A 19862-nucleotide genomic window follows, 5' to 3' on the forward strand; every position below is an offset into this window, starting at 1 on the left:
ACCGGTGGCGCGATATGGATGGTTCATGAGCAGTGACGGGGGAGTCGGTCACGGCACCGACGACACGACGAGTTTTGTTCTGCAACCACCGCAACCACCGCAACCACCGCAACCGCAGTCACACATACAGCCGCACAGACAGCCGCACCCCGTCCCGCCCCCGCAGCAGGAAGCCGGAGCCGGGCGGCTGATCGCCGGCCGGTACCGGCTGCTCGGCAAGCTGGGCCACGGCGGGATGGGGACGGTGTGGCGGGCCGAGGACGAGACGGTGGACCGGGAGGTCGCCGTCAAGGAGCCCCGGGTCCCGGACGACCTTCCCGAACGGGAACGCGCCAACGCCTTCGAGCGCATGCGCCGCGAGGCCCGCGCGGCGGCCCGCCTCGACCACCCGGCGGTGGTGAACGTCCACGACGTCGCGGTCGTCGACGGCCGGCCCTGGATCGTGATGGAGCTGGTGCGCGGCCGTACCCTCGGCGACGTCCTGCAGGAGGGGACGCTGAGCGCGCGCGAGGCGGCCCGGATCGGCCTTCAGGTGCTGGGCGCGCTGGAGGCCGCGCACGCGGCGGGTGTCCTGCACCGGGACGTCAAGCCCGACAACGTCCTGCTCGGCCGGTACGACCGGGTGGTGCTCACGGACTTCGGCATCGCGCAGATCGAGGGTGACACGCGGCTCACGGACACCGGTGGTTTCGTCGGCTCGCCCGAGTACATCGCGCCCGAGCGGGTGCTGGGGCAGCGGCCCGGCCCGGCGAGCGACCTGTGGTCCCTGGGCGTGCTGCTCTACACGGCCACCGAGGGCGTCTCGCCGTTCCGCCGCAGCAACACCCCGGCCACCCTGCAGTCGGTCCTCAACTCCGCCCCCGCCGCGCCCGCGTCCGCCTCCGGCCCGTTGGCCGAGGTGATCGACGGGCTGCTGCGCAAGGACCCCGCGCACCGGCCGCCGGCCGACCGGGTCCGGACGCTGCTGGAGGAGGCGGTACGGCCCCCGGCCCCGCCGCCGCCCGCGGCATCTCCGGCATCTCTGGCGTCGACGCAGCCCGGCCAGGCCGTACCGCCCGCCGGCCGTTCCCGGCGCCTTCGCCGCACGGCGTGGCTGGGCGCGGGCGCGCTGCTGGCCGCGGCGGCGGTGGCGGCGTACCTCGTCCTCGCCGACCCCTTCGCGGGCCCGCTGCCCGACGGCTGGGCGAAGAAGCCGGAGGCGAAGCTCGGCGCCACCGTCGCTGTGCCCGCGGCGTACCGGCCGATCAGGCCCGACAAGGACGCCACCGACAGGAACTGGGTGACCTACGAGGACGCGAGCGGCAGCGTCTGGGTCGAACTGCATCTGGCCCGGAAGGCGGACGACTCCGCGCACGAGATCAAGAACAGCGCGCGGTCCCAGATGTACGCCGACGACGAGAAGTTCCGGACCGAGGGCGAGTACACCCTGAACATGCCCAAGGGCGCGCGCACCCACCCGGACGACACGGCCACCTACCACGGCGGACAGGCCGCGAGGAACACCGTCGGTTACACGACCGACGACAGCGACAGCCCGCGCCCGCGCGAGATCCAGATCTTCTACTACCGCACGGGCGCCGGAGACATGTACACGCTCACCATCGGCTACCCGGGCCGGGGCGACTTCACGGCGCGCGGCCGGGAGGTCGCCAGGGCGGCGATCGCCAACCTGGACCTCACGAAGCCCTGACCCCCGAGGCGTTCCGGTACCGGCCCGGTGTGATCCCGAACTCCCGGCTGAAGGCGTGCGAGAGGGCGTACGGGCTGCCGTACCCGGTCTCCCGCGCCACCGCCGCGAGCGGCGCGTCGGAGGCGCGCAGCCGGGTCGCTGCGAGGGTCAGCCGCCACCAGGTCAGATAGGCCATCGGCGGGCGGCCGACCAGGGAGGTGAAGCGGCGGGCGAGGGTGGCGCGGGAGACGCCGGCCTCGGCGGCGAGGCGGTCGGCCGTCCAGGGGGCCGCCGGATCGGAGTGCAGGGCGCGCAGCGCGGCCGTCGTCACCGGGTCGCCCAGCGCCGCAGGCCACGCACCCGTCTCCGCCCCGGCCATCCAGGCGCGGATCATGTAGATCAGCAGGAGGTCCAGCAGGCTCGGCAGGGCCAGGCAGCCGCCCGGCCGGCGTTCGTCCAGCTCACGGGCCAACAGGTCGACGGCCGTGCGCAGTTCGGGGTGGTCGCCGAGCCGGTGGGGCAGATGCACCACCTGCGGCAGCTCCGCCAGCAGCGGATGGGTACGGCTGCGGTCGAGCCGGTACTTGCCGCACAGCAGCTCGACGCCGGGGCCCGGCCCGGGACGTCGTACGTCCGTGTCCCGCACCGTCTCGAACGGCACGGCCCGCCGCGCTTCGGCCTCCGTCGCCGAACGGTCCGCCAGCACATGACCGGCGCCGTGCGGCAGCAGCACCACGTCCCCCGGGTCCAGGACCACCGGATCGCCGCCCCCGTCCGGCAGCAGCTTGCACGCGCCGCTCAGCACGACATGGAAACCGGCACCCTCGTACGGGGACAGGCGCACGCACCAGGAGCCGCTCAGCCGCAGCCGGTTCGACGAGGGCTCGCCCACCCGGACCGTGGAGATCGCATCGCTCACCACATCCATGAGACGACAGCGTATCCAAGCGAGCCGAACGAGCATGGAAATGCTCAACCTCTGCTCGTAGGGTGATCACCATGGCTGATGACCAAGTACAGAGTCTCCGGATCGGTGATGTCGAGGTGCTCCGCATCATCGAGTGGCGGGGGCCGCACCTGCCCGGTGCCGCCCTCGTCCCGGACTGCCCTCCCGAGGTGTGGAGCGCGTACGAGGAGGACCTGGTCCCCGACCACCGGGAGGCCGGCGGTGACCGGGCCGTGGTGGCGGTCCAGACCTGGGTGGTGCGCGGCGGGGGCCGCACGGTGCTGGTCGACACCGGCGTCGGCAACGGCCGGGAACGGCCCGGCAATCCGCTCTTCCACCGGCGGCAGGGGGACTTCCTGGACCGGCTGGCGCGAGCCGGGGTCGACCCGGGGGACGTCGACGTCGTCGTCAACACCCACCTGCACAGCGACCACGTCGGCTGGAACACCATGGACGCCGGCGGAGAGTGGGTGCCGACCTTCCCGCACGCCCGCTACCTCCTCCCGGCCGCCGACGACGCCCACTTCGGGCCGGCGGGCGGCTACGCGGGCGGGGCGCGCCCGATCGACCGGCTCGTCTACGAGGACAGCGTGGCGCCCGTGCACCGGGCCGGGCAGGCCGTGCTGTGGGAGGACGAGCACCGGATCGACGCACACCTCGTCCTGGAGGCCGCGCCCGGCCACACCCCGGGCTCCTCCGTCCTGCGCGTCGAGTCCCGGGGTGAGCGGGCCGTGTTCGTCGGGGATCTGCTGCACAGCCCGGTGCAGATCCTGCACCCCGAGTGCAGCAGCTGCTTCTGCCTCGACCCGCGCAAGGCGGCCGAGACCCGGCTGCGGGTCCTGGAACGCGCGGCGGCTGAACGGGAGTTGGTCGTCCCGGCCCACTTCGGCGGTGCCGGCGCGGTGGAGGTGAGGAAGGTGGGAGGCGGCTTCACCCTGCACCGGTGGGCCGCCTGACCGCACCGCTTCGACAAGGGCGTGGTGCAGACGGTACTCATGTGACATGAGTGGAGACGGCGAACACCCGGCCGACGCACGTCTGATCGGTGGCCGCTACCGGCTCGCCGGACGCCTCGGGTCCGGGCCCACCGGAACCGTCTGGCGGGCCCGGGACGAACAGGGGCAGGGCCGCCGGGTCGCCGTCAAGGAGCCGCTGCTGCCCGGCGATCCGGCCGACGACGAGGAGAGCCGTCGTGTCGCCCGCCGGCTCCACCGGGAGGCCCGCGCCGCCGCACGGGTGCGCCATCCCTCCGCCGTCACCGTGTGCGACGTCGTCGCCGAGGACCATGTCCCCTGGATCGTCATGGAGTTGGTGGAGGGCGAGTCCCTGCGGGAGGTACTGCGCCGCGGGCCCCTTCCGCCCGCCGAGGCCGCCCGGATCGGGCTCGCCGTCCTCGGTGCACTGCGCGCCGCGCACGCCGTCGGCATCGTGCACCGGGACGTCAAACCGGCCAACGTCCTGCTGGAGTCCGGCACCGGGCGGGTCGTCGTCACCGACTTCGGCACCGGCGGCGGCCACCCGGCGGACGCGCCCGCCGGATTCGTGGCCCCCGAGCGCGCCGCGGGCCCCGGCGCCGGCCCGGCCTGCGACCTGTGGTCGCTGGGCGCCCTGCTCCGCGCCGCCCTGGGGGACGCGGACCCCGGCCCGCTGGGCCCGCTGCTGGACCGGCTGCACGCCGACGAGCCCGCGGCGCGCCCGGGTGCCGAGGAGGTCATGACGGCACTGCGCGACTACCTCGGACTCGCGCCGGAACCCGGCACCGCACCGGAACCCGGCACCGCGCCGGAACCGGATGCCGCGCCGGAACCGGATGCCGCGCCGGAACCCCACACCGCGCCGGAACCCTCGCCCTCCCCTCCGTCACCCCCCGACCCCCGTCGCCGCACCCCGCGCACCGCGCTCGGACTGCTCCTGGCGAAAAAAGCCGGACTCGAATGATCGCTCTGCTCCTCGCCGCCTCGACGCCCTGATCAGCACATTCCCTGCCAGTGATCACTGGCGGCGTGTGAGCACTCGGTGAATCCCCGTTACCGACGGGTACACAAAGACCCGGCTCCGGCATACCCTGCGCGTCATGACGGACACGCAGGCCCCGGACAGCACCGGCACCAACCCCCTCGCGCCCGCCCCCGAGGGCGTCCGCACCGCCGCCGACGTGGTCACCCCGGAACTGGTGGCCCAGCTCACCAAGGGTGTCGTCGGCTCCGGCCGTACCGCCAACCACACCCCGTTCAGCGGCGAGAAGCTGGCCGACCTGCCCGAGTCCACCCCCGAGGACGTACAGAAGGCCTTCGAGGCCGCCCGCACCGCACAGGCCGTGTGGGAGAAGACCCCCGTACGGCAGCGGGCCGCCGTCCTGCTCCGCTTCCACGACCTGGTGCTGCAGCGGCAGGCCGAGGTGCTCGACCTCATCCAGCTGGAGACCGGCAAGGCCCGCCTGCACGCGCACGAGGAGGTACAGGCCGTCGCGGTCGCGGCCCGCCACTACGGCCGCAAGGCCCCCGCCTACCTGCGGCCGAAGCGGCACACCGGCGCCGTGCCCACGCTCACGAAGGTCACCGAACTCCGCCACCCGCGCGGGGTCGTGGGCCAGATCGCCCCGTGGAACTACCCCCTGGAACTGTCGGTCGGTGACGCGCTGCCCGCCTTCGTGGCCGGCAACGCGGTGGTGATGAAGCCGGACACGGAGACCTGCCTGACGGCGCTCTGGGCCCGCGACCTGCTCATCGAGGCCGGCCTGCCCGAGGGCGTCTTCCAGGTCGTCCTCGGCGAGGGCCCGGTCGTCGGCCCCGAGGTCGTCAAGCACGCCGACTACGTCTCCTTCACCGGCTCCACCCGCACCGGCCGGGAGGTCGCGCAGGGTGCCGCCGCCCGTCTGGTCGGCGTCTCCCTCGAACTGGGCGGCAAGAACGCCATGCTGGTCCTGGACGACGCCGACATCGAGAAGGCCGCCGCCGGCGCCGTACGCGCCTGCTTCTCCTCCGCCGGACAGCTCTGCATCTCCATCGAGCGGCTGTACGTCCACGAGTCGATCGCCGACGCCTTCCTGGAGCGCTTCGCCGCCCGTACCAGGGCCATGCGGCTCGGCAACTCCCTCGCCTACGGCGCCGACATGGGCTCGCTGGTCGGCGAGCGCCAGCTGAAGACCGTCGAGCGGCATGTGGAAGAGGCCGTCGCCAAGGGCGCGAAGGTGATCGCGGGCGGGGCCGCCCGCCCGGACATCGGCCGGTACTTCTTCGAGCCGACCATCCTCGACGGCGTCGAGAGTTCCATGTCCGTGTGCGAGGAGGAGACCTTCGGCCCGGTCGTCTCGGTCTACCGCTTCTCCTCCGACGACGAGGCGGTCGAGCGTGCCAACGCCACGCCCTACGGCCTCAACGCCTCCGTCTGGACCAGGAGCGCGGGCCGCGGCCGGGAGATCGCCGCCCGCCTGCGCACCGGCACGGTCAACGTCAACGAGGGCTACGCACCCGCCTACGGCAGCGTCCAGTCCCCGATGGGCGGCATGAAGGACTCCGGCCTCGGCCGCCGCCACGGCTCCGAGGGCATCCTCAAGTACACGGAGGCCCAGACGGTGGCCCAGCAGCGGCTCCTTCCCATGGCGCCGTCGCTGGGCATGACCGACGAGGCCTACGCCCGCTTCATGAGCACGAGTCTGCGCCTGATGAAGGCATTCCGGTTCCGCTAGAACCCCGTTCTCAACGAGGAGAGCACGTGTCGCAGGAGAAGTCTGTCCAGACCCGGGACGAGGACGGGTACGACTACGACGTCATCGTGGTCGGATCGGGGTTCGGCGGCTCGGTGACGGCCCTGCGCCTCACCGAGAAGGGATACAGGGTCGGCGTCCTGGAGGCCGGCCGCCGCTTCACACGCGACACGTTGCCCAGGAACTCCTGGGACCTGAAGAACTACCTCTGGGCCCCCAGGCTCGGCATGTTCGGCATCCAGCGCATCCACCTGCTCGGCAACGTCATGGTCCTGGCCGGCGCAGGCGTCGGCGGCGGCTCGCTGAACTACGCCAACACCCTCTACGTACCGCCGAAGGCCTTCTTCGACGACCCGCAGTGGCGGGAGATCACCGACTGGCAGGAGGAGTTGAAGCCGTACTACGACCAGGCCCAGCGCATGCTCGGCGTACGGCTCAACCCGACGATGACCCCTTCCGACGTGCATCTGAAGGCGGCCGCACAGCGGATGGGCGTCGGTGACACCTTCCACCTCGCCCCGGTCGGCGTGTTCTTCGGCGACGGCAAGGACGCCGACGGCAAGGCGAAGGCCGGGCCCGGCGGGCAGGTGAACGACCCGTACTTCGGCGGCGCCGGCCCCGCCCGCAACGCCTGTACCGAGTGCGGCGAGTGCATGACCGGCTGCCGGCACGGCGCGAAGAACACCCTCAACGAGAACTACCTCTACCTCGCCGAGAAGGCGGGCGCGGTGGTCCACCCCCTGACGACGGTCGTGTCCGTCACGGACGACTCACGCGGGGGGTACGCGGTGGCGACCCTGCCGACAGACCGCAAGAAGAAGGGCGAGGGCCGGCTCTTCACCGCCCGCAGGGTCGTCCTCGCGGCCGGCACCTACGGCACGCAGACCCTGCTGCACCGGATGAAGGCCGGAAGCCAGCTGCCGTACCTGTCCAAGAGGCTGGGCGACCTGACCCGGACCAACTCCGAGGCGCTGGTCGGCGCGCAGACCGACAACCGCCGCTACCGCAGGGCGACCGGCGAGCCGAAGGCCGACTTCACACGGGGCGTCGCGATCACCTCCTCGATCCACCCGGACGAGAACACGCACATCGAGCCGGTCCGCTACGGCAAGGGCTCCAACTCCATGGGCGGCCTGTCGATCCTCCAGGTGCCGTACGCGGAGGGCTCCTCCCGGGCGCTGGCCTGGCTGACGAACGCGGCCAGGCACCCGCTGCAGGTCCTGCGCTCCCTCTCCAACCGGCGCTGGTCCGAGCGGACCATCATCGGCCTGGTGATGCAGTCGCTGGACAACTCCCTGACGACGTACCTGAAGCCGGACGGAATCGGCAAGGGCCTGCTCACCGCCCGCCAGGGCCACGGCGCCCCCAACCCCAAGCAGATCAAGGCCGCCACCCAGGCCGCCACCGCGCTCGCCGCCGAGATCAACGGCTTCGCGGGCAGCAACGTCGGCGAGCTGATGGGCACCCCGCTGACCGCGCACTTCCTCGGCGGCTGCCCCATCGGCGACTCTCCGGAGACGGGTGTGATCGACCCGTACCACCGCCTCTACGGCCACCCGGGCATCTCGGTCGTGGACGGCGCCGCGGTCTCGGCGAACCTCGGCGTGAACCCGTCACTGACGATCACCGCGCAGGCCGAGCGGGCGATGTCCTTCTGGCCGAACAAGGGCGAGGAGGACCCGCGGCCGGCACCGGGAGCGGCGTACGAGCGGCTGAAGCCGGTCGAACCGCAGGCCCCGGCGGTTCCGGCGGAGGCCTTCGGGGCGCTGCGCCTGCCGTTCCTGGGAATGCCGGCCGTACCACCGAAGAACCAGCCCGGCGGGCACACGAAGAGCATGCCCGGCTGAGCACACCAAGAGGATGCCCGGCTGAGTGCACCAAGAGGGACCTGCATCCCCCTCCGAAGGCAGGTCCCTCTCACTGTTCTTCTGTTTTTTCGATTCGGCAGGTTTGATCGGTGAAAGCCGTGAAGGGTTGCTCCGGGCGCACCGAATATTCATGTGGGGTGAGTCACGGGCATGCCGAAAGGCCCCGCGGGACGGAGAGGCCGCGGGGCCCTTCTTCGGTCAGCACCGACGTCAGGGCAGCGTCGGTGCCTGGGGGCGGCGCCGGGGGGGAGTGCGCCGCTGGTTCTGGGGTATGTGTGCGGTTCTTCCGCCGGCCGGCCCCGGGCGTCCCCGGAGCCGGCCGTTCTCTTGGGTGACCGGGCTGCTGTCCCCTGCCGTCCGGTCACTTCCCTGGAGCGAGGTCCCACGGCGCACGGCACGACCCGTACGCCTCATCGCTCCAGCGAGCCACGCGTGGTTCTGCCGGGCCCGCCCCTGGCTGGCACGGACACCCCGCTCAACGAAGCGGTGCGGTGACCGGTCACGCGCCGTACGGGTGAGACGGCGTTCGAACTCGGATGCGGCGCTCGGCACCCGACGCTCAGACACGGCCCCGGCACAGCTCCAGCAGGGTCATGGCGAGCGAGGTGCCGGGCTTGCCGAGCGCCTCGCGGTAGCGGCCGAGGATCTCCATCTCACGGGAGAGGTTCACCCGGCGCCCGCCGGACGCGATCCGGGTCTCCTGGACGACGGCGGAGACGGCCATCCGCTCCTGGACGAGACCGATGATCCGGTCGTCGAGCGCGTCGATGCGCTCGCGGGCGTCCGTGATGGTCTCTTCCGGGGTGACGGTACTGGTCATGTCGGGGCTCCTCGGTCGGAAGGGGAGTCCCCGGAACGGCACGACCCGGGAAAACGACAGGCGCCCCGGGCCTTGTCGGCCCGGGGCGCCTGGGAAGTGCTTGGCGTTGAGCTAAGCAGCACGACCATGGCAGCCGGCGGGCCGGATGCCATAGGTAAAGAAGGTCGCGTGCTGAAGCATGCGGTCAGTATGCCACGGTGAAGTCCGGGGGGAGGCCCTTCCCGCCCACACCGTTAGACTCGTTAGCACAGACCCCCGCCCGACCACCAGAAGGCACCCCGTGTCATCAGCGACCTCCACTGCCGCCACTCCGGACACCGTCCTGGTCGTCGACTTCGGCGCGCAGTACGCCCAGCTCATCGCCCGTCGCGTCCGCGAGGCGCGGGTCTACAGCGAGATCGTGCCGAGCACCATGCCGGTGAAGGAGATGCTCGCCAAGAACCCCGCGGCGATCATCCTCTCCGGCGGCCCCTCCTCCGTGTACGAGGCGGGCGCCCCCACGCTCGACCGCGAGCTCTTCGAGGCCGGCGTCCCCGTCTTCGGCATGTGCTACGGCTTCCAGTTGATGGCGCAGGCCCTCGGCGGCACCGTCGACAACACCGGCGCCCGCGAGTACGGCCGTACCGACCTGCACGTCTCGAAGAACTCCTCCACCCTGTTCGAGGGCACCCCGGACGAGCAGCACGTGTGGATGTCGCACGGCGACGCCTGCTCCGCCGCCCCCGAGGGCTTCTCGGTCACCGCGTCCACGGACGTCGTCCCGGTCGCCGCGTTCGAGAACGACGAGAAGAAGCTCTACGGCGTCCAGTACCACCCCGAGGTCATGCACTCCACGCACGGCCAGCAGGTGCTGGAGCACTTCCTGTACCGCGGCGCGGGCCTGAAGCCGGACTGGACGACCGGCAACGTGATCGAGGAACAGGTCGCCGCGATCCGCGAGCAGGTCGGCGACAGGCGCGCGATCTGCGGCCTGTCCGGCGGCGTGGACTCCGCCGTCGCCGCCGCCCTCGTCGCCCGTGCCATCGGCGACCAGCTGACCTGCGTGTACGTCGACCACGGCCTGATGCGCAAGGGCGAGACCGAGCAGGTCGAAAAGGACTTCGTGGCCGCGACCGGCGTCAAGCTGGTCGTCGTGGACGCCGAGGAGCGCTTCCTGACCGCGCTCAAGGGCGTCACCGACCCCGAGGAGAAGCGCAAGATCATCGGCCGTGAGTTCATCCGCGTCTTCGAGCAGGCGCAGGCGGACATCATCGCCGACGAGGGCCCGGCCGTGGAGTTCCTGGTCCAGGGCACCCTGTACCCGGACGTGGTCGAGTCCGGCGGCGGCACCGGCACCGCGAACATCAAGTCGCACCACAACGTCGGCGGCCTGCCCGAGGACCTCGAGTTCCAGCTGATCGAGCCGCTGCGCAAGCTGTTCAAGGACGAGGTCCGCATGGTCGGCCAGGAGCTCGGCCTGCCGGACGAGATCGTCCAGCGCCAGCCGTTCCCGGGTCCCGGCCTCGGCATCCGTATCGTCGGCGAGGTCACCAAGGAGCGCCTGGACCTGCTCCGCGACGCCGACGCGATCGCCCGCGAGGAGCTCACCGCGGCCGGCCTCGACCGCGACATCTGGCAGTGCCCGGTGGTCCTCCTCGCCGACGTCCGCAGCGTGGGCGTCCAGGGCGACGGCCGCACCTACGGCCACCCGATCGTGCTGCGCCCGGTGTCCTCCGAGGACGCCATGACCGCCGACTGGTCCCGGCTGCCGTACGAAGTCCTCGCGAAGATCTCGACCCGGATCACCAACGAGGTCCGGGACGTCAACCGCGTCGTCCTCGACGTGACCTCGAAGCCGCCGGGCACCATCGAGTGGGAGTAGTCCCGCGGTTCTCCAAGGTCACGTCCGCTTGAGAGTGCGCACCGGCTCTCCGGGCTTCCAGACCTGGACGACGAGGTGGTTCTCGTCCTCGACGTAGGTCCGTACGACCTCCGTCAGCTCGGTGCGGAAGAGGTGGAACGGCTGCGGCGGTTCCACCTCTTTCACGTACGCGGCCTTGGCCTCGCCGTCCTCGACCTCGTACGCCCAGCCGCCGATCCGCACGTCCCCGCCGGCCATCTCGGTGCCGTCCCCGGGGTTCGCCTGGAGCGTGAAGCGCGGGTCGCGGCGCAGGTCGAGGGCCTTGAGGGAGCCCGGCATCATGCCGAGCCACAGCTCGCCGTGCGTGAAGCGGACCTCCAGGCCCGAGGTGCGCGGCGAGCCGTCCTGGCGGACGGTGGCCAGGACGTGGTGGCGGAAGGCGCCGAACCGCTCCTCGGTGATCGCTGCCAGTCCGGGTTCTGCGGTGGTGAAGGATGCCCAGTTCATGCGCGCAAGTCTCACCGGTAAACCGGACAACCTCTGTCGTGAATCCGTCGCGTACGTCATCTTTACAAAACAGCTCTGCCCTTTTGTGCTGACCGGCGGTAACTTCCGGCGCGTACCGCAATCCGCCCGCTGGAGGACCTATGCACGGGCCCACCCCGCCCCTGCCGCTGCCCACCGACCAGCTGCAGTTCGCCATGCCGCCGATGCACGAGTCGGTGGAGGACGAGCGCCGGCATCGCAAGGAGCGGCTCGCGGGCGCCCTGCGGATCTTCGGGCGGGCCGGGTTCGAGGACGGGGTCTCCGGGCACATCACCGCCCGCGACCCGGAGTTCACCGACTGCTTCTGGGTCAACCCGTTCGGGATGCCGTTCAAGCACGTCACCGTCAGCGATCTGGTCCTCGTCAACCAGGACGGGCAGGTCATCGAGGGCCGCTATCACGTCAACCAGGCCGCTTTCACCGTGCACGCCCAGGTCCACGCCGCCCGCCCGGACGTCGTCGCCGTCGCCCACTGCCACTCCGTGCACGGCCGCGCCCTGGCCGCGCTCGGTGAGCTGATCGACCCCATCACCCAGGAGAGCTGCGCCTTCTACGAGGACGTCGCGCTCTACGACGCCTACACCGGCGTCACCGTCGACACCGAGGAAGGCCGCCGCATCGCCGGTGCCCTCGGCTCCCGCAAGGCGCTCGTGCTGCGCAACCACGGAGTGCTCACCGTCGGCGACTCGGTGGACGCGGCGGCCTGGTGGTTCATGTCCATGGAACGGTCCTGCCAGGTGCAGCTGATGGCGAGGGCGGCCGGCCGCCCGGTCCTCATCGACCACAAACTGGCCGTCGCCACCCGCGAACAGCTCGGCGGCGACCTGGTGGCCTGGATCAACTACCAGCCCCTGTGGCAGGACATCAGCCGCACCGAACCGGACCTGCTCAGCTGAACCCCCTGAGCACCGCCGCCTCGGTTCTCGCGAACTCCTCGTCCGCGAGCACGTCCTCCCGGTGCAGCTCGGATGATCTCGGCCATACGGAAATTCGCACGGCCGGGTCAACACGGCGGCCCGTACTTCACCCGCCGTGACCCGGCTCGACGGCCCCGGGCGGCCCCCCGTAGGGCACAATTCGCTTTCGACGCAAGGCAGTTGCGCGGCAGCGAGGTCTTCCGACGAGGGACCGCCGGCCGTGCCGGAAGGTCGTGGGGAAGGCGGGCGCCGGGCGTGGCGGTGCAGGAGGCGAGACAGGGTACGGGTGCCGAGGCGATCCATGAGGGCGGCTGCGCCTGCGGGGACTGCCCGCACGGCGTCCGGGAAGGGCACCGGCGGGCCGTCGCCGCGTTCCTGCGCCTGCGGGACGAGTACGCGGCCGGGCAGGGCCTGCCGACGGCCGTGGCGCACTCCGCCTCGGCGTCCCGCCAGTGGGTCTCCGAGGAACTGACCCAGCGGGCGGAGGCCGTCGCCGAACGCGGCCGGGCCGAGGGCGAGGCCTGGCTCGCCCGGCTGTGGCTGCGGACGGTGTGCGCGGTGTGGGGCGCGGTCCTCGCGCTGCTGCTCGGCGAGGCGCTCACCGCGGTCGGCGCGGGCTGGACCGGCGCCCGCACCGCGGCGCTGGCCGCCGCGCTGGTCGTCGCCCTCACGCTCAGCGCCGCCTCCTGGCTGCACCGGGCGCGTGGTGGGGCACTGGCCCCGGTGATCGGCGAGGACAACCGGATGTCCACTTCCCGTACCGTCGCCGCCTGCTGGGTGCTGTTCGTCGGCTACGCCGTCCTGCTGCTGGCCGCCCGGCTGGCCGCCGCCTCCGACCACGCCCGACGCGACGCGCTGATCTCCGGCCTCGGCCTCGCGCGCGGCGCCGGCGTGGTGACCGTCCTGGCGGTGGTGTGCGGCATCGCCGTCCTGGTCCGCCGGGTGGTGGCCCTGCGCGTTCTCGCCCAGCGGCTGCAGAAGGTACCGGCGCACCGGCCGTGTGCCGCCGATCTGCTCACCGACGACTCCGGCCGGGGCGCCTTCGCCGACATCCAGTACGTCGCCATCAGTGCCGTCGCCCTGCTGTTCGCCGCCGTACGGCTGGCCCGCAGCCCCGACCAGCTGCCCGATCTGCCCTGGGGGCTGGGCGTGGTGGTGCTGGTCTCGGCCGCGACCTACCTGGCTGGCAAGTACGCCGAGGGCGGCCGCCCGGTCGTCCTGTCCGTGGTCCGGGTCCGTGAGCCCGGCGACCTGGACGGGCCGATCCGCACCGGCGACGACATCGAGATCCGCGGTGCCGGCTTCGTGCCGCCCGGCGCCCGCGGCGCCGACCGGCTGGCCCGCATGGTGGTCCGCATCGGCGCCGTCGATGTGCACGTGCCGCTGGTCCCCGTCGCCGGCGGCTTCCGCAACCCCACGGACAGCGTCCTGACCGTGCCCGTACCGGCCGAGGTCGAACCCGGGGCGGTGGAGGTCCAGGTGGTGACCGCGGCCGGGGTCGCGACCAACCGGTGCATCGTCCAGGTCACCGAGTGACCGAGTGACCGACGCACACCACCCACCTCGAAATCCGGAAAAGACCCGGGTCGGAATTGAACCGCTTCCCCGTTTCATACGTATGGTCAGTGAGGGGCTCAACGGCGGGCGAAAGGCGGCTGGCGACGATGACCCACGGCATCCGGACGGACCCGCACACCACCGGCCTGAACGGCCGCCGCGGCTGGCGGGACACCGCCACCCACTACGCACTTCTGCCCCTCCGGATCTTCCTCGGCGTCACCTTCCTCTACGCGGGCCTGGACAAACTCACCGACAGCGCCTTCATGAAGTCCGGCGGCGCCGGGTCCGTCGGCGACACCATGCGCGCGGCCCGCGACTCCGCCGCCGTCCCGGCCCTGGTCGACCTGGCCCTGAAGGCCCCGGTGGCCTTCGGCTACGGCATCGCCCTCGGTGAACTGGCCGTCGGCATCGGCACCCTGCTCGGTCTGCTCGGCCGGCTCGCCGCGCTCGGCGGCGCGCTGATCTCGCTCAGCCTGTGGCTCACCGTGAGCTGGGCGACGAGTCCTTACTACTACGGCAACGACCTCGCCTACCTGATGGCCTGGCTCCCCCTGATCCTCGCCGGCGCCCCCTACCTCTCCCTCGACGCGGCCTGGCGAGCCCGGCGCCGCCGGCGGCTGGGCGGCTACCCCTAGGTCCTTGTCCGATGTGCGGCTACCGCCGCTATGCGCGACGGACGGCGCATCGCGGCACGTCCAGCAGAGGGCTCAGCCCCCGGCACCGCCCCGTCTGCGTATGCCCCGGGCCACGGTTGCCGTGGCACCGGCCAGACAGAGGCCGCCCAATACCAGCGGGACGACCGCGAACCACGGTGTCTCCCACAGACCGCCCGCGTCTCCCGCGAAGACCGCGCCCGTGGCGGTGAGGAAGAGCCCGGCGACCAGCTTCCCGGGCTGGAACTCATGACGCAGCACGACTGACCTCCACCCGTCCCACACCGGCCCCTAGCGTGAGGTCCAGCGTGCCCGTGTCCTTGGCGCCCCTGGCCGGAGCCAGCGTCATGTCTGTGTGCCTGCCGGGCTGCACGTCCACGTCCTTCCCGCTCTCCTCGGGCGACCGGATGTCGCCCACTCCCACGTCGATCGTCATCCGCACGGCCACGTCCGCCGGCACGATCACCTTCAGCAGCCCCGCACCGACATGGGCGTCCGTCGTGACCGTCCGCCCCTTGCCCGGATGCACCCGGCTCAGGTCCAGCGTGCCGCGCCCGGTGCCGAGGTCGTAGTCCGGCCGTACCTGCGCCGTCGCGGCGGGCGTCCAGGAGACGTCCCTCCAGTGGGTGGTGATGTCCTTGGGCAGCGCCGCCGCCCCGGCGAGCAGCGCTGCCGTGACGACCGCCAGGAACACCGTCCCGGCTCCCGTGCGGCCCAGGAACGAGCTGACCGCGACGCCCAGGCCGAAGACCCCCAGCGCGCACGCCAGACCGGTCTGCAGACTGGTGCCGAGCGGATGTGTGTCCCATGTCAGCCCGGTGCCGAGGCCGCCCGCCACCAGAGCGAGCAGGAACACCCAGCCGCCGATCCAGCGTGGACCGCGCGGTCTCGGAGGCGCGGCGGGCCGCGGCTGTACGGAGCCGTGGTGGGTCCAGGGGGTGGCGATGCCGACGTCGAGCACCGAGGTGAGGTCCCGGTGGCGGGCGTCGCCGGGCCCCCACAGATAGCCGGTGCCGCCGACATGCGTGCCGTCCTTGACGATCGGGTCCCGCCACCAGGACGGATAGGTGGTGACGACCGGCGGGGCCTGCGCCTCCGGCGGGGCGTCGGCGGCGGCCTGCGCGGCGAGCGGGTCGGTGTCGGGAGCACCACGGCGCCGCGACCAGTACCCGGCGCCCGCCAGCAGCAGGGAGAGCACCACGGCGAACGTCAGCACCCCGCCGTTTCTCAGCATGGTCAGGAAGATCCCGCAGCCGACCAGGGCGAACAGCACCGCGGCGAGCGCCTGGCCGTCGACCCGGCCCGTCAGCAGCTTGCGGACCTCGTTCTGCTCCTCGTCGCCGTACGGCACGAGGAGCCAGGCGAAGCCGTAGAAGATCAGGCCGATGCCTCCGGTCGCGGACAGCACGGCCAGCGTGATCCGGAAGATGACCGGGTCCATGTCGGTCTGCCGGCCGAGGCCCGCGCACACGCCCGCGATCATCTTGTGCCGACGGTCGCGCCGGAACCGCTCGGTGGCTCCGGAGGCCGGCTGTTCCTGCTCCTGCTGCGGTGCGTCGGCGTGGGTGTCTGTGCCGGCGTCGGCCACTCCCGTCCTGTCCGTCGCGGCGGGCGCGGCATCCGTCGGTCCGGTGCCCGGGTCCGGGCGCGGGCCGGGGCCGGGTCCCGGACCCGTCGCGGCGTGCTCGTGATCCGTCATGCGTCCATGGTGACCGCCCGTCCGCCGCCGCGGCAGTCGGGACGACCCTGGGCGAACCCTGAAATCGGCCCTGAGACCGGGCGGGGAACCGTTCGAACGGCGCCGGAGCGCCGCCGTCCGGTGCTCCCCGACCCGACCCCGCCGAAGATCAGGGGCGTCTCGGGGGGCGACCCTGATGCCCGGCCCCGCCGGCCATGTGACCATCGTTGGCATGCCGGAAGCCGCAAGCCTGCCAGTCGACGACCCGCGGCCGCCGCGCAAGCTCTACCGCAGCAGCGACGGACGCTGGCTCGGCGGAGTGGCGCGGGGCCTCGCCGGGCACCTCGGGCTGCCCGTCATCTGGGTGCGGCTCGCCTTCGTCGGCCTGTTCATGGCCCACGGATTCGGCGCGCTGCTGTATGCGGCGTTCTGGTTCTGGGTCCCGCTCGGCGTCGGCGGCGTCGTGGAGCAGAAGCAGTCGCTCTTCGGCAGCGAGACCGCGCCGGACGGCCGCCGCAGACTCGTGGCCCGCAAGCCGGACAAGGGCCAGATCGTCGCGCTGCTCCTCATGGTCGTCGTGTCCGTGGTCTTCGTCAGCAGCGTCAATCTGGGCAACGGCGCCAAGATGTACCTGGTGCCCGCCGTCCTCGTCGCGGCCGGTGTCGCCCTCGTCTGGCGCCAGGCGGACAACGCCCGCAGGGCCCGCTGGGTCGAGGTCGGCCGCCGGCGCCGTACCCTCACCCTGCTGCGCGCGGCTGGCGGTGTCCTGCTCGTCACGGCCGGTGTCTCAGCCGTCTTCGTGCTGCAGGGCTCGGCCGCCCACCTCGGCGCGGTCCTCCAGGCGGCCCTCGCCGTCCTCGTCGGCATCACGCTCCTCGCCGGCCCGTATCTGGTCCGCATGACCCAGGACCTGTCCGAGGAGCGCCTGATGCGCATCCGTGCCCAGGAGCGCGCGGAGGTCGCCGCCCATGTCCACGACTCCGTGCTGCACACCCTCACCCTGATCCAGCGCAACGCCGACAACGCGAACGAGGTGCGCCGCCTCGCCCGCGCCCAGGAGCGCGACCTGCGCACCTGGCTGTACAAGCCGGAGGGCACCGGCAAGGACGAGGCCGACGAGCCGGACACGGTCGCCGAGGCCGTGCGGCGCAACGCCGCCGAGGTGGAGGACAAGCACGGGGTGCCCATCGAGGTCGTCATCGTCGGCGACTGCCCGCTGGACGAGAGAACCGGCGCACAGATGCAGGCCGCGCGCGAGGCGATGGTGAACGCCGCCAAGTACGGTGGCGAGGGCGGCGCCGTACAGGTCTATGCCGAGGTCGAGGGAAAGACGGTCTTCGTGTCCGTGCGCGACCGCGGTCCGGGCTTCGACCCCGACTCGATACCCGCCGACCGCATGGGTGTCAGAGAATCGATCATCGGCCGCATGGAGCGCTACGGCGGCACGGCCCGGCTGCGGCCGGTGCCGGGCGGCGGCACGGAGGTCGAGCTGGAGATGGAGAGGGCGGAGAAGACGTCATGAGCGACGCGACCGAGGCGAACGGCACGGCGGGAGCCCCCGAGGCGACCGGGTCCGGGGCCGCCGACGGCGGCGGGGGCGGACGGCATGTACGGGTGGTGCTCGTGGACGACCACCGTATGTTCCGCGCCGGCGTCCAGGCCGAGATCGGGCAGACCGCCGAGACCGGCGTCGAGGTGGTCGGCGAGGCCGCGGACGTCGACCAGGCGGTCACGGTCATCACCGCGACCCGGCCCGAGGTGGTCCTCCTCGACGTCCACCTGCCGGGCGGCGGCGGTGTCGAAGTGCTGCGCCGGTGCGCGGCGTTGACGGCGGACACCGAGCGGCCGGTCCGCTTCCTCGCGCTGTCCGTGTCGGACGCGGCGGAGGACGTGATCGGTGTGATCCGCGGCGGCGCCCGCGGCTATGTCACCAAGACCATCACCGGTACCGACCTGGTCGACTCCATCTTCCGTGTCCAGGAGGGGGACGCCGTCTTCTCCCCGCGGCTGGCCGGGTTCGTCCTCGACGCCTTCGCCTCCACCGACGCCCCGCCGTTGGACGAGGACCTGGACCGGCTCACCCAGCGCGAGCGCGAGGTGCTGCGGCTGATCGCCCGTGGCTACGCCTACAAGGAGATCGCCAAGCAGCTGTTCATCTCGGTGAAGACGGTCGAGTCCCATGTCTCGGCGGTGCTGCGCAAGCTCCAGCTGTCCAACCGCCATGAACTGACCCGCTGGGCGACGGCCCGCCGGCTGGTCTGACCCCCCCTGCGGCGCCGCCCCACGACAAGGCCTAGGCCACCCGGGTGGCTCCCGCGAACGGCATCAGGTCGACCGGGGCCAGCCGGACGGGGGCCGAGGGGTTCGGCGCGTGGATCATCTGCCCGTTGCCCACATAGATGCCGACGTGGCTGATGCCGGAGTAGAAGAAGACCAGGTCACCCGGCTGGAGTTCGGAGCGGGACACGCGCCGGCCCGCGTTGATCTGGGTGTAGGTGGTGCGGGGCAGGGAGATGCCGGCGGAGCGGTAGGCGGCCTGGGCCAGGCCCGAGCAGTCGAAGGCGTCCGGGCCGGACGCGCCCCACACATAAGGGCTGCCCAGCTTGGCGTAGGCGTAGGAGACGGCCGCCGCGGCGCGCGCGTTCGGGGCCGTGGCCGGCTCTGCATGCTCCAGCGCCTCACGGGCGTCGGAGGCCGAGCGGGAGGCACGTCCCGGCGCGACGCCGTCACCGGTGGCCTCGCTGCGCTGCTGCGGAGTGAGCTGCCCCAGCAGCCGCCGGGCCTCGTCCAGCTTGCCGGTGATGGTCCTCTTCTGCCGTTTCAGCTGCGCCTGCCGTGACCGCAGCGACGTCAGCTCGACGCGCGCGGCGCCGCGCAACTGCTCGATCTCCCGCAGTTGTTCGCGCACCCGTGACAGGGCGGCGGCCTGCCGGTCGCCGGCCCGCTCGGCGAACGCGGCGTTGTCCAGGTACCGGTCGGGATTGCCGGACAGGGCCAGCTGCCAGGCCGGTGCGAACCCGCCGTCGCGGTACTGCGCCGCCGCGATCGAACCGAGCGCCTCCCGGGCGGTGTCGAGCTTCTCCTGTTTGCGGGCGGTCTCGTCCCGCAGCGCGTTCAGGCGCCGCTGCGCCGTGTCCGCTTCCACCTTCGCGCCGTTGTACTTCTCGGTGGCGGCCTCGGCCTCCTGGTAGAGCTTGTCCACCTTGGCCTTCACCTGGGCCGGTGTCAGCTGCGGCTCGGCGTGGCCCGTGCCGTCGAACCCCGCCGCGGTGGCCGCGCCCGCCAGGGCGAGTGTGGCGGCCGTCCGGGCCGTAGGGCCGCCGATCGAGCGTTGCCGGGGCTTGCGGTGCGCTGCCACCTGGGCCGTCACGTCCTTCCGTACGACTCGTACGACCGAGGGGTCTGGCCGGGCGGCCCGACCGAGTGGTCCGTACGACGTCCGGCGGCGGCCCGCACAGGGGGAGCGGACCACCGCCGGACCTTCTCGGCGGTGGTGGCCGACGGCCGCCCCTGGCCCGGGCGGCGGTGGGAAGCCGGTCACCTGGGGGAGGACGCTAGGCCCGACGATGACAAGTGGGTAACGCGGTGTACGGAACTGGCCTCGACGGACCCGGACGCGACCGTATGTGACCGTGTCGCCGGTCCGGAGACGTCGCCTT

At 72.3% G+C, this 19862-nt stretch carries 17 protein-coding genes; 11 read left to right on the plus strand and 6 right to left on the minus strand.

Going from position 1 to position 19862, the window contains the following annotated elements; genetic code table 11:
- The first annotated feature begins 25 nt into the window (after positions 1 to 25).
- Positions 26 to 1690 (plus strand): serine/threonine-protein kinase, encoded by a 1665-nt coding sequence (locus ABZ624_RS00250; RefSeq protein WP_360081315.1) that lies wholly within the window; start codon positions 26 to 28, stop codon positions 1688 to 1690.
- Here ABZ624_RS00250 and ABZ624_RS00255 read toward each other — a convergent pair.
- Positions 1677 to 2597 (minus strand): AraC family transcriptional regulator, encoded by a 921-nt coding sequence (locus ABZ624_RS00255; protein WP_360081316.1) that lies wholly within the window; start codon positions 2595 to 2597, stop codon positions 1677 to 1679. The two genes, ABZ624_RS00250 and ABZ624_RS00255, sit on opposite strands and share 14 nt — an antisense overlap.
- Before the next feature lie 71 nt (positions 2598 to 2668).
- On the opposite strand from ABZ624_RS00255, the gene ABZ624_RS00260 reads away from it, so the two are divergent.
- The 4 genes from ABZ624_RS00260 (at position 2669) to ABZ624_RS00275 (ending at position 8168) form a co-directional block, all read left to right on the plus strand.
- Positions 2669 to 3571, plus strand: coding sequence for an MBL fold metallo-hydrolase (locus ABZ624_RS00260; protein WP_360081317.1), 903 nt, complete (start codon positions 2669 to 2671; stop codon positions 3569 to 3571).
- A gap of 46 nt (positions 3572 to 3617) precedes the next feature.
- Positions 3618 to 4553, plus strand: a complete 936-nt coding sequence (locus ABZ624_RS00265; protein WP_360081318.1) for a protein kinase — start codon at positions 3618 to 3620, stop codon at positions 4551 to 4553.
- Between the two features lie 136 nt (positions 4554 to 4689).
- Entirely contained in the window at positions 4690 to 6303 is a 1614-nt protein-coding gene (locus tag ABZ624_RS00270; RefSeq protein ID WP_360081319.1) for a succinic semialdehyde dehydrogenase, read from the plus strand.
- A 26-nt stretch (positions 6304 to 6329) separates the two neighbouring features.
- A complete protein-coding gene (locus tag ABZ624_RS00275; RefSeq protein ID WP_360081320.1) occupies positions 6330 to 8168 on the plus strand; it encodes a GMC family oxidoreductase in 1839 nt (612 codons plus the stop codon).
- Between the two features lie 580 nt (positions 8169 to 8748).
- Here the strand turns inward: ABZ624_RS00275 and ABZ624_RS00280 are convergent.
- Positions 8749 to 9009, minus strand: coding sequence for a chorismate mutase (locus tag ABZ624_RS00280; RefSeq protein WP_360081321.1), 261 nt, complete (start codon positions 9007 to 9009; stop codon positions 8749 to 8751).
- Between the two features lie 280 nt (positions 9010 to 9289).
- Between ABZ624_RS00280 and guaA the strand changes: the two genes are divergently transcribed.
- Complete coding sequence (gene guaA, locus ABZ624_RS00285) at positions 9290 to 10870, plus strand: glutamine-hydrolyzing GMP synthase (RefSeq protein ID WP_360081322.1); 1581 nt, start codon at positions 9290 to 9292, stop codon at positions 10868 to 10870.
- An 18-nt stretch (positions 10871 to 10888) separates the two neighbouring features.
- Here the strand turns inward: guaA and ABZ624_RS00290 are convergent, their stop codons facing one another.
- The gene (locus tag ABZ624_RS00290; RefSeq protein WP_360081323.1) at positions 10889 to 11356 is read right to left on the minus strand and encodes a pyridoxamine 5'-phosphate oxidase family protein; all 468 of its coding nucleotides are present in this window, start codon (positions 11354 to 11356) and stop codon (positions 10889 to 10891) included.
- 140 nt (positions 11357 to 11496) lie between these two features.
- Between ABZ624_RS00290 and ABZ624_RS00295 the strand changes: the two genes are divergently transcribed.
- The 3 genes from ABZ624_RS00295 to ABZ624_RS00305 all read left to right on the plus strand — a co-directional run bounded on the left by ABZ624_RS00295 (position 11497) and on the right by ABZ624_RS00305 (position 14507).
- Entirely contained in the window at positions 11497 to 12291 is a 795-nt protein-coding gene (locus ABZ624_RS00295; RefSeq protein ID WP_360081324.1) for a class II aldolase/adducin family protein, read from the plus strand.
- A gap of 276 nt (positions 12292 to 12567) precedes the next feature.
- Positions 12568 to 13848: a hypothetical protein gene (locus ABZ624_RS00300; RefSeq protein WP_360081325.1), complete on the plus strand. Its 1281-nt coding sequence runs from the start codon at positions 12568 to 12570 to the stop codon at positions 13846 to 13848.
- Positions 13849 to 13976: 128 nt separating this feature from the next.
- A complete protein-coding gene (locus ABZ624_RS00305) occupies positions 13977 to 14507 on the plus strand; it encodes a DoxX family membrane protein (protein WP_360081326.1) in 531 nt (176 codons plus the stop codon).
- Positions 14508 to 14579: 72 nt separating this feature from the next.
- On the opposite strand, the gene ABZ624_RS00310 is transcribed toward ABZ624_RS00305, so the two are convergent.
- Positions 14580 to 14786: a hypothetical protein gene (locus ABZ624_RS00310; RefSeq protein WP_360081327.1), complete on the minus strand. Its 207-nt coding sequence runs from the start codon at positions 14784 to 14786 to the stop codon at positions 14580 to 14582.
- Positions 14773 to 16224: a PspC domain-containing protein gene (locus tag ABZ624_RS00315; RefSeq protein ID WP_360081328.1), complete on the minus strand. Its 1452-nt coding sequence runs from the start codon at positions 16222 to 16224 to the stop codon at positions 14773 to 14775. Before ABZ624_RS00315 ends, ABZ624_RS00310 begins: the two co-directional genes overlap by 14 nt.
- A 211-nt stretch (positions 16225 to 16435) precedes the next feature.
- Between ABZ624_RS00315 and ABZ624_RS00320 the strand changes: the two genes are divergently transcribed.
- Positions 16436 to 17725 (plus strand): PspC domain-containing protein, encoded by a 1290-nt coding sequence (locus ABZ624_RS00320; RefSeq protein WP_360081329.1) that lies wholly within the window; start codon positions 16436 to 16438, stop codon positions 17723 to 17725.
- Complete coding sequence (locus ABZ624_RS00325; RefSeq protein ID WP_360081330.1) at positions 17722 to 18465, plus strand: response regulator transcription factor; 744 nt, start codon at positions 17722 to 17724, stop codon at positions 18463 to 18465. Before ABZ624_RS00320 ends, ABZ624_RS00325 begins: the two co-directional genes overlap by 4 nt.
- A 31-nt stretch (positions 18466 to 18496) precedes the next feature.
- Here ABZ624_RS00325 and ABZ624_RS00330 read toward each other — a convergent pair whose 3' ends face one another.
- Positions 18497 to 19561 carry an NlpC/P60 family protein gene (locus ABZ624_RS00330; protein ID WP_360082105.1) on the minus strand — a complete coding sequence of 355 codons (1065 nt, stop codon included), beginning with the start codon at positions 19559 to 19561 and terminating at the stop codon, positions 18497 to 18499.
- Positions 19562 to 19862: the final 301 nt, after the last annotated feature.

Source organism: Streptomyces sp. NPDC007205 (genome assembly GCF_040634095.1).
Lineage (GTDB): Bacteria > Actinomycetota > Actinomycetes > Streptomycetales > Streptomycetaceae > Streptomyces.

Coding starts and splice junctions, on each gene's coding strand:
- ABZ624_RS00255 (WP_360081316.1), bottom strand. CDS start 2,597: ATGGATGTGGTGAGCGATGCGATCTCCACGGTCCGGGTGGGCGAGCCC.
- ABZ624_RS00320 (WP_360081329.1), top strand. CDS start 16,436: ATGCCGGAAGCCGCAAGCCTGCCAGTCGACGACCCGCGGCCGCCGCGC.
- ABZ624_RS00280 (WP_360081321.1), bottom strand. CDS start 9,009: ATGACCAGTACCGTCACCCCGGAAGAGACCATCACGGACGCCCGCGAG.
- ABZ624_RS00265 (WP_360081318.1), top strand. CDS start 3,618: ATGAGTGGAGACGGCGAACACCCGGCCGACGCACGTCTGATCGGTGGC.
- ABZ624_RS00270 (WP_360081319.1), top strand. CDS start 4,690: ATGACGGACACGCAGGCCCCGGACAGCACCGGCACCAACCCCCTCGCG.
- ABZ624_RS00315 (WP_360081328.1), bottom strand. CDS start 16,224: ATGACGGATCACGAGCACGCCGCGACGGGTCCGGGACCCGGCCCCGGC.
- ABZ624_RS00295 (WP_360081324.1), top strand. CDS start 11,497: ATGCACGGGCCCACCCCGCCCCTGCCGCTGCCCACCGACCAGCTGCAG.
- ABZ624_RS00290 (WP_360081323.1), bottom strand. CDS start 11,356: ATGAACTGGGCATCCTTCACCACCGCAGAACCCGGACTGGCAGCGATC.
- ABZ624_RS00250 (WP_360081315.1), top strand. CDS start 26: ATGAGCAGTGACGGGGGAGTCGGTCACGGCACCGACGACACGACGAGT.
- ABZ624_RS00305 (WP_360081326.1), top strand. CDS start 13,977: ATGACCCACGGCATCCGGACGGACCCGCACACCACCGGCCTGAACGGC.
- ABZ624_RS00260 (WP_360081317.1), top strand. CDS start 2,669: ATGGCTGATGACCAAGTACAGAGTCTCCGGATCGGTGATGTCGAGGTG.
- ABZ624_RS00325 (WP_360081330.1), top strand. CDS start 17,722: ATGAGCGACGCGACCGAGGCGAACGGCACGGCGGGAGCCCCCGAGGCG.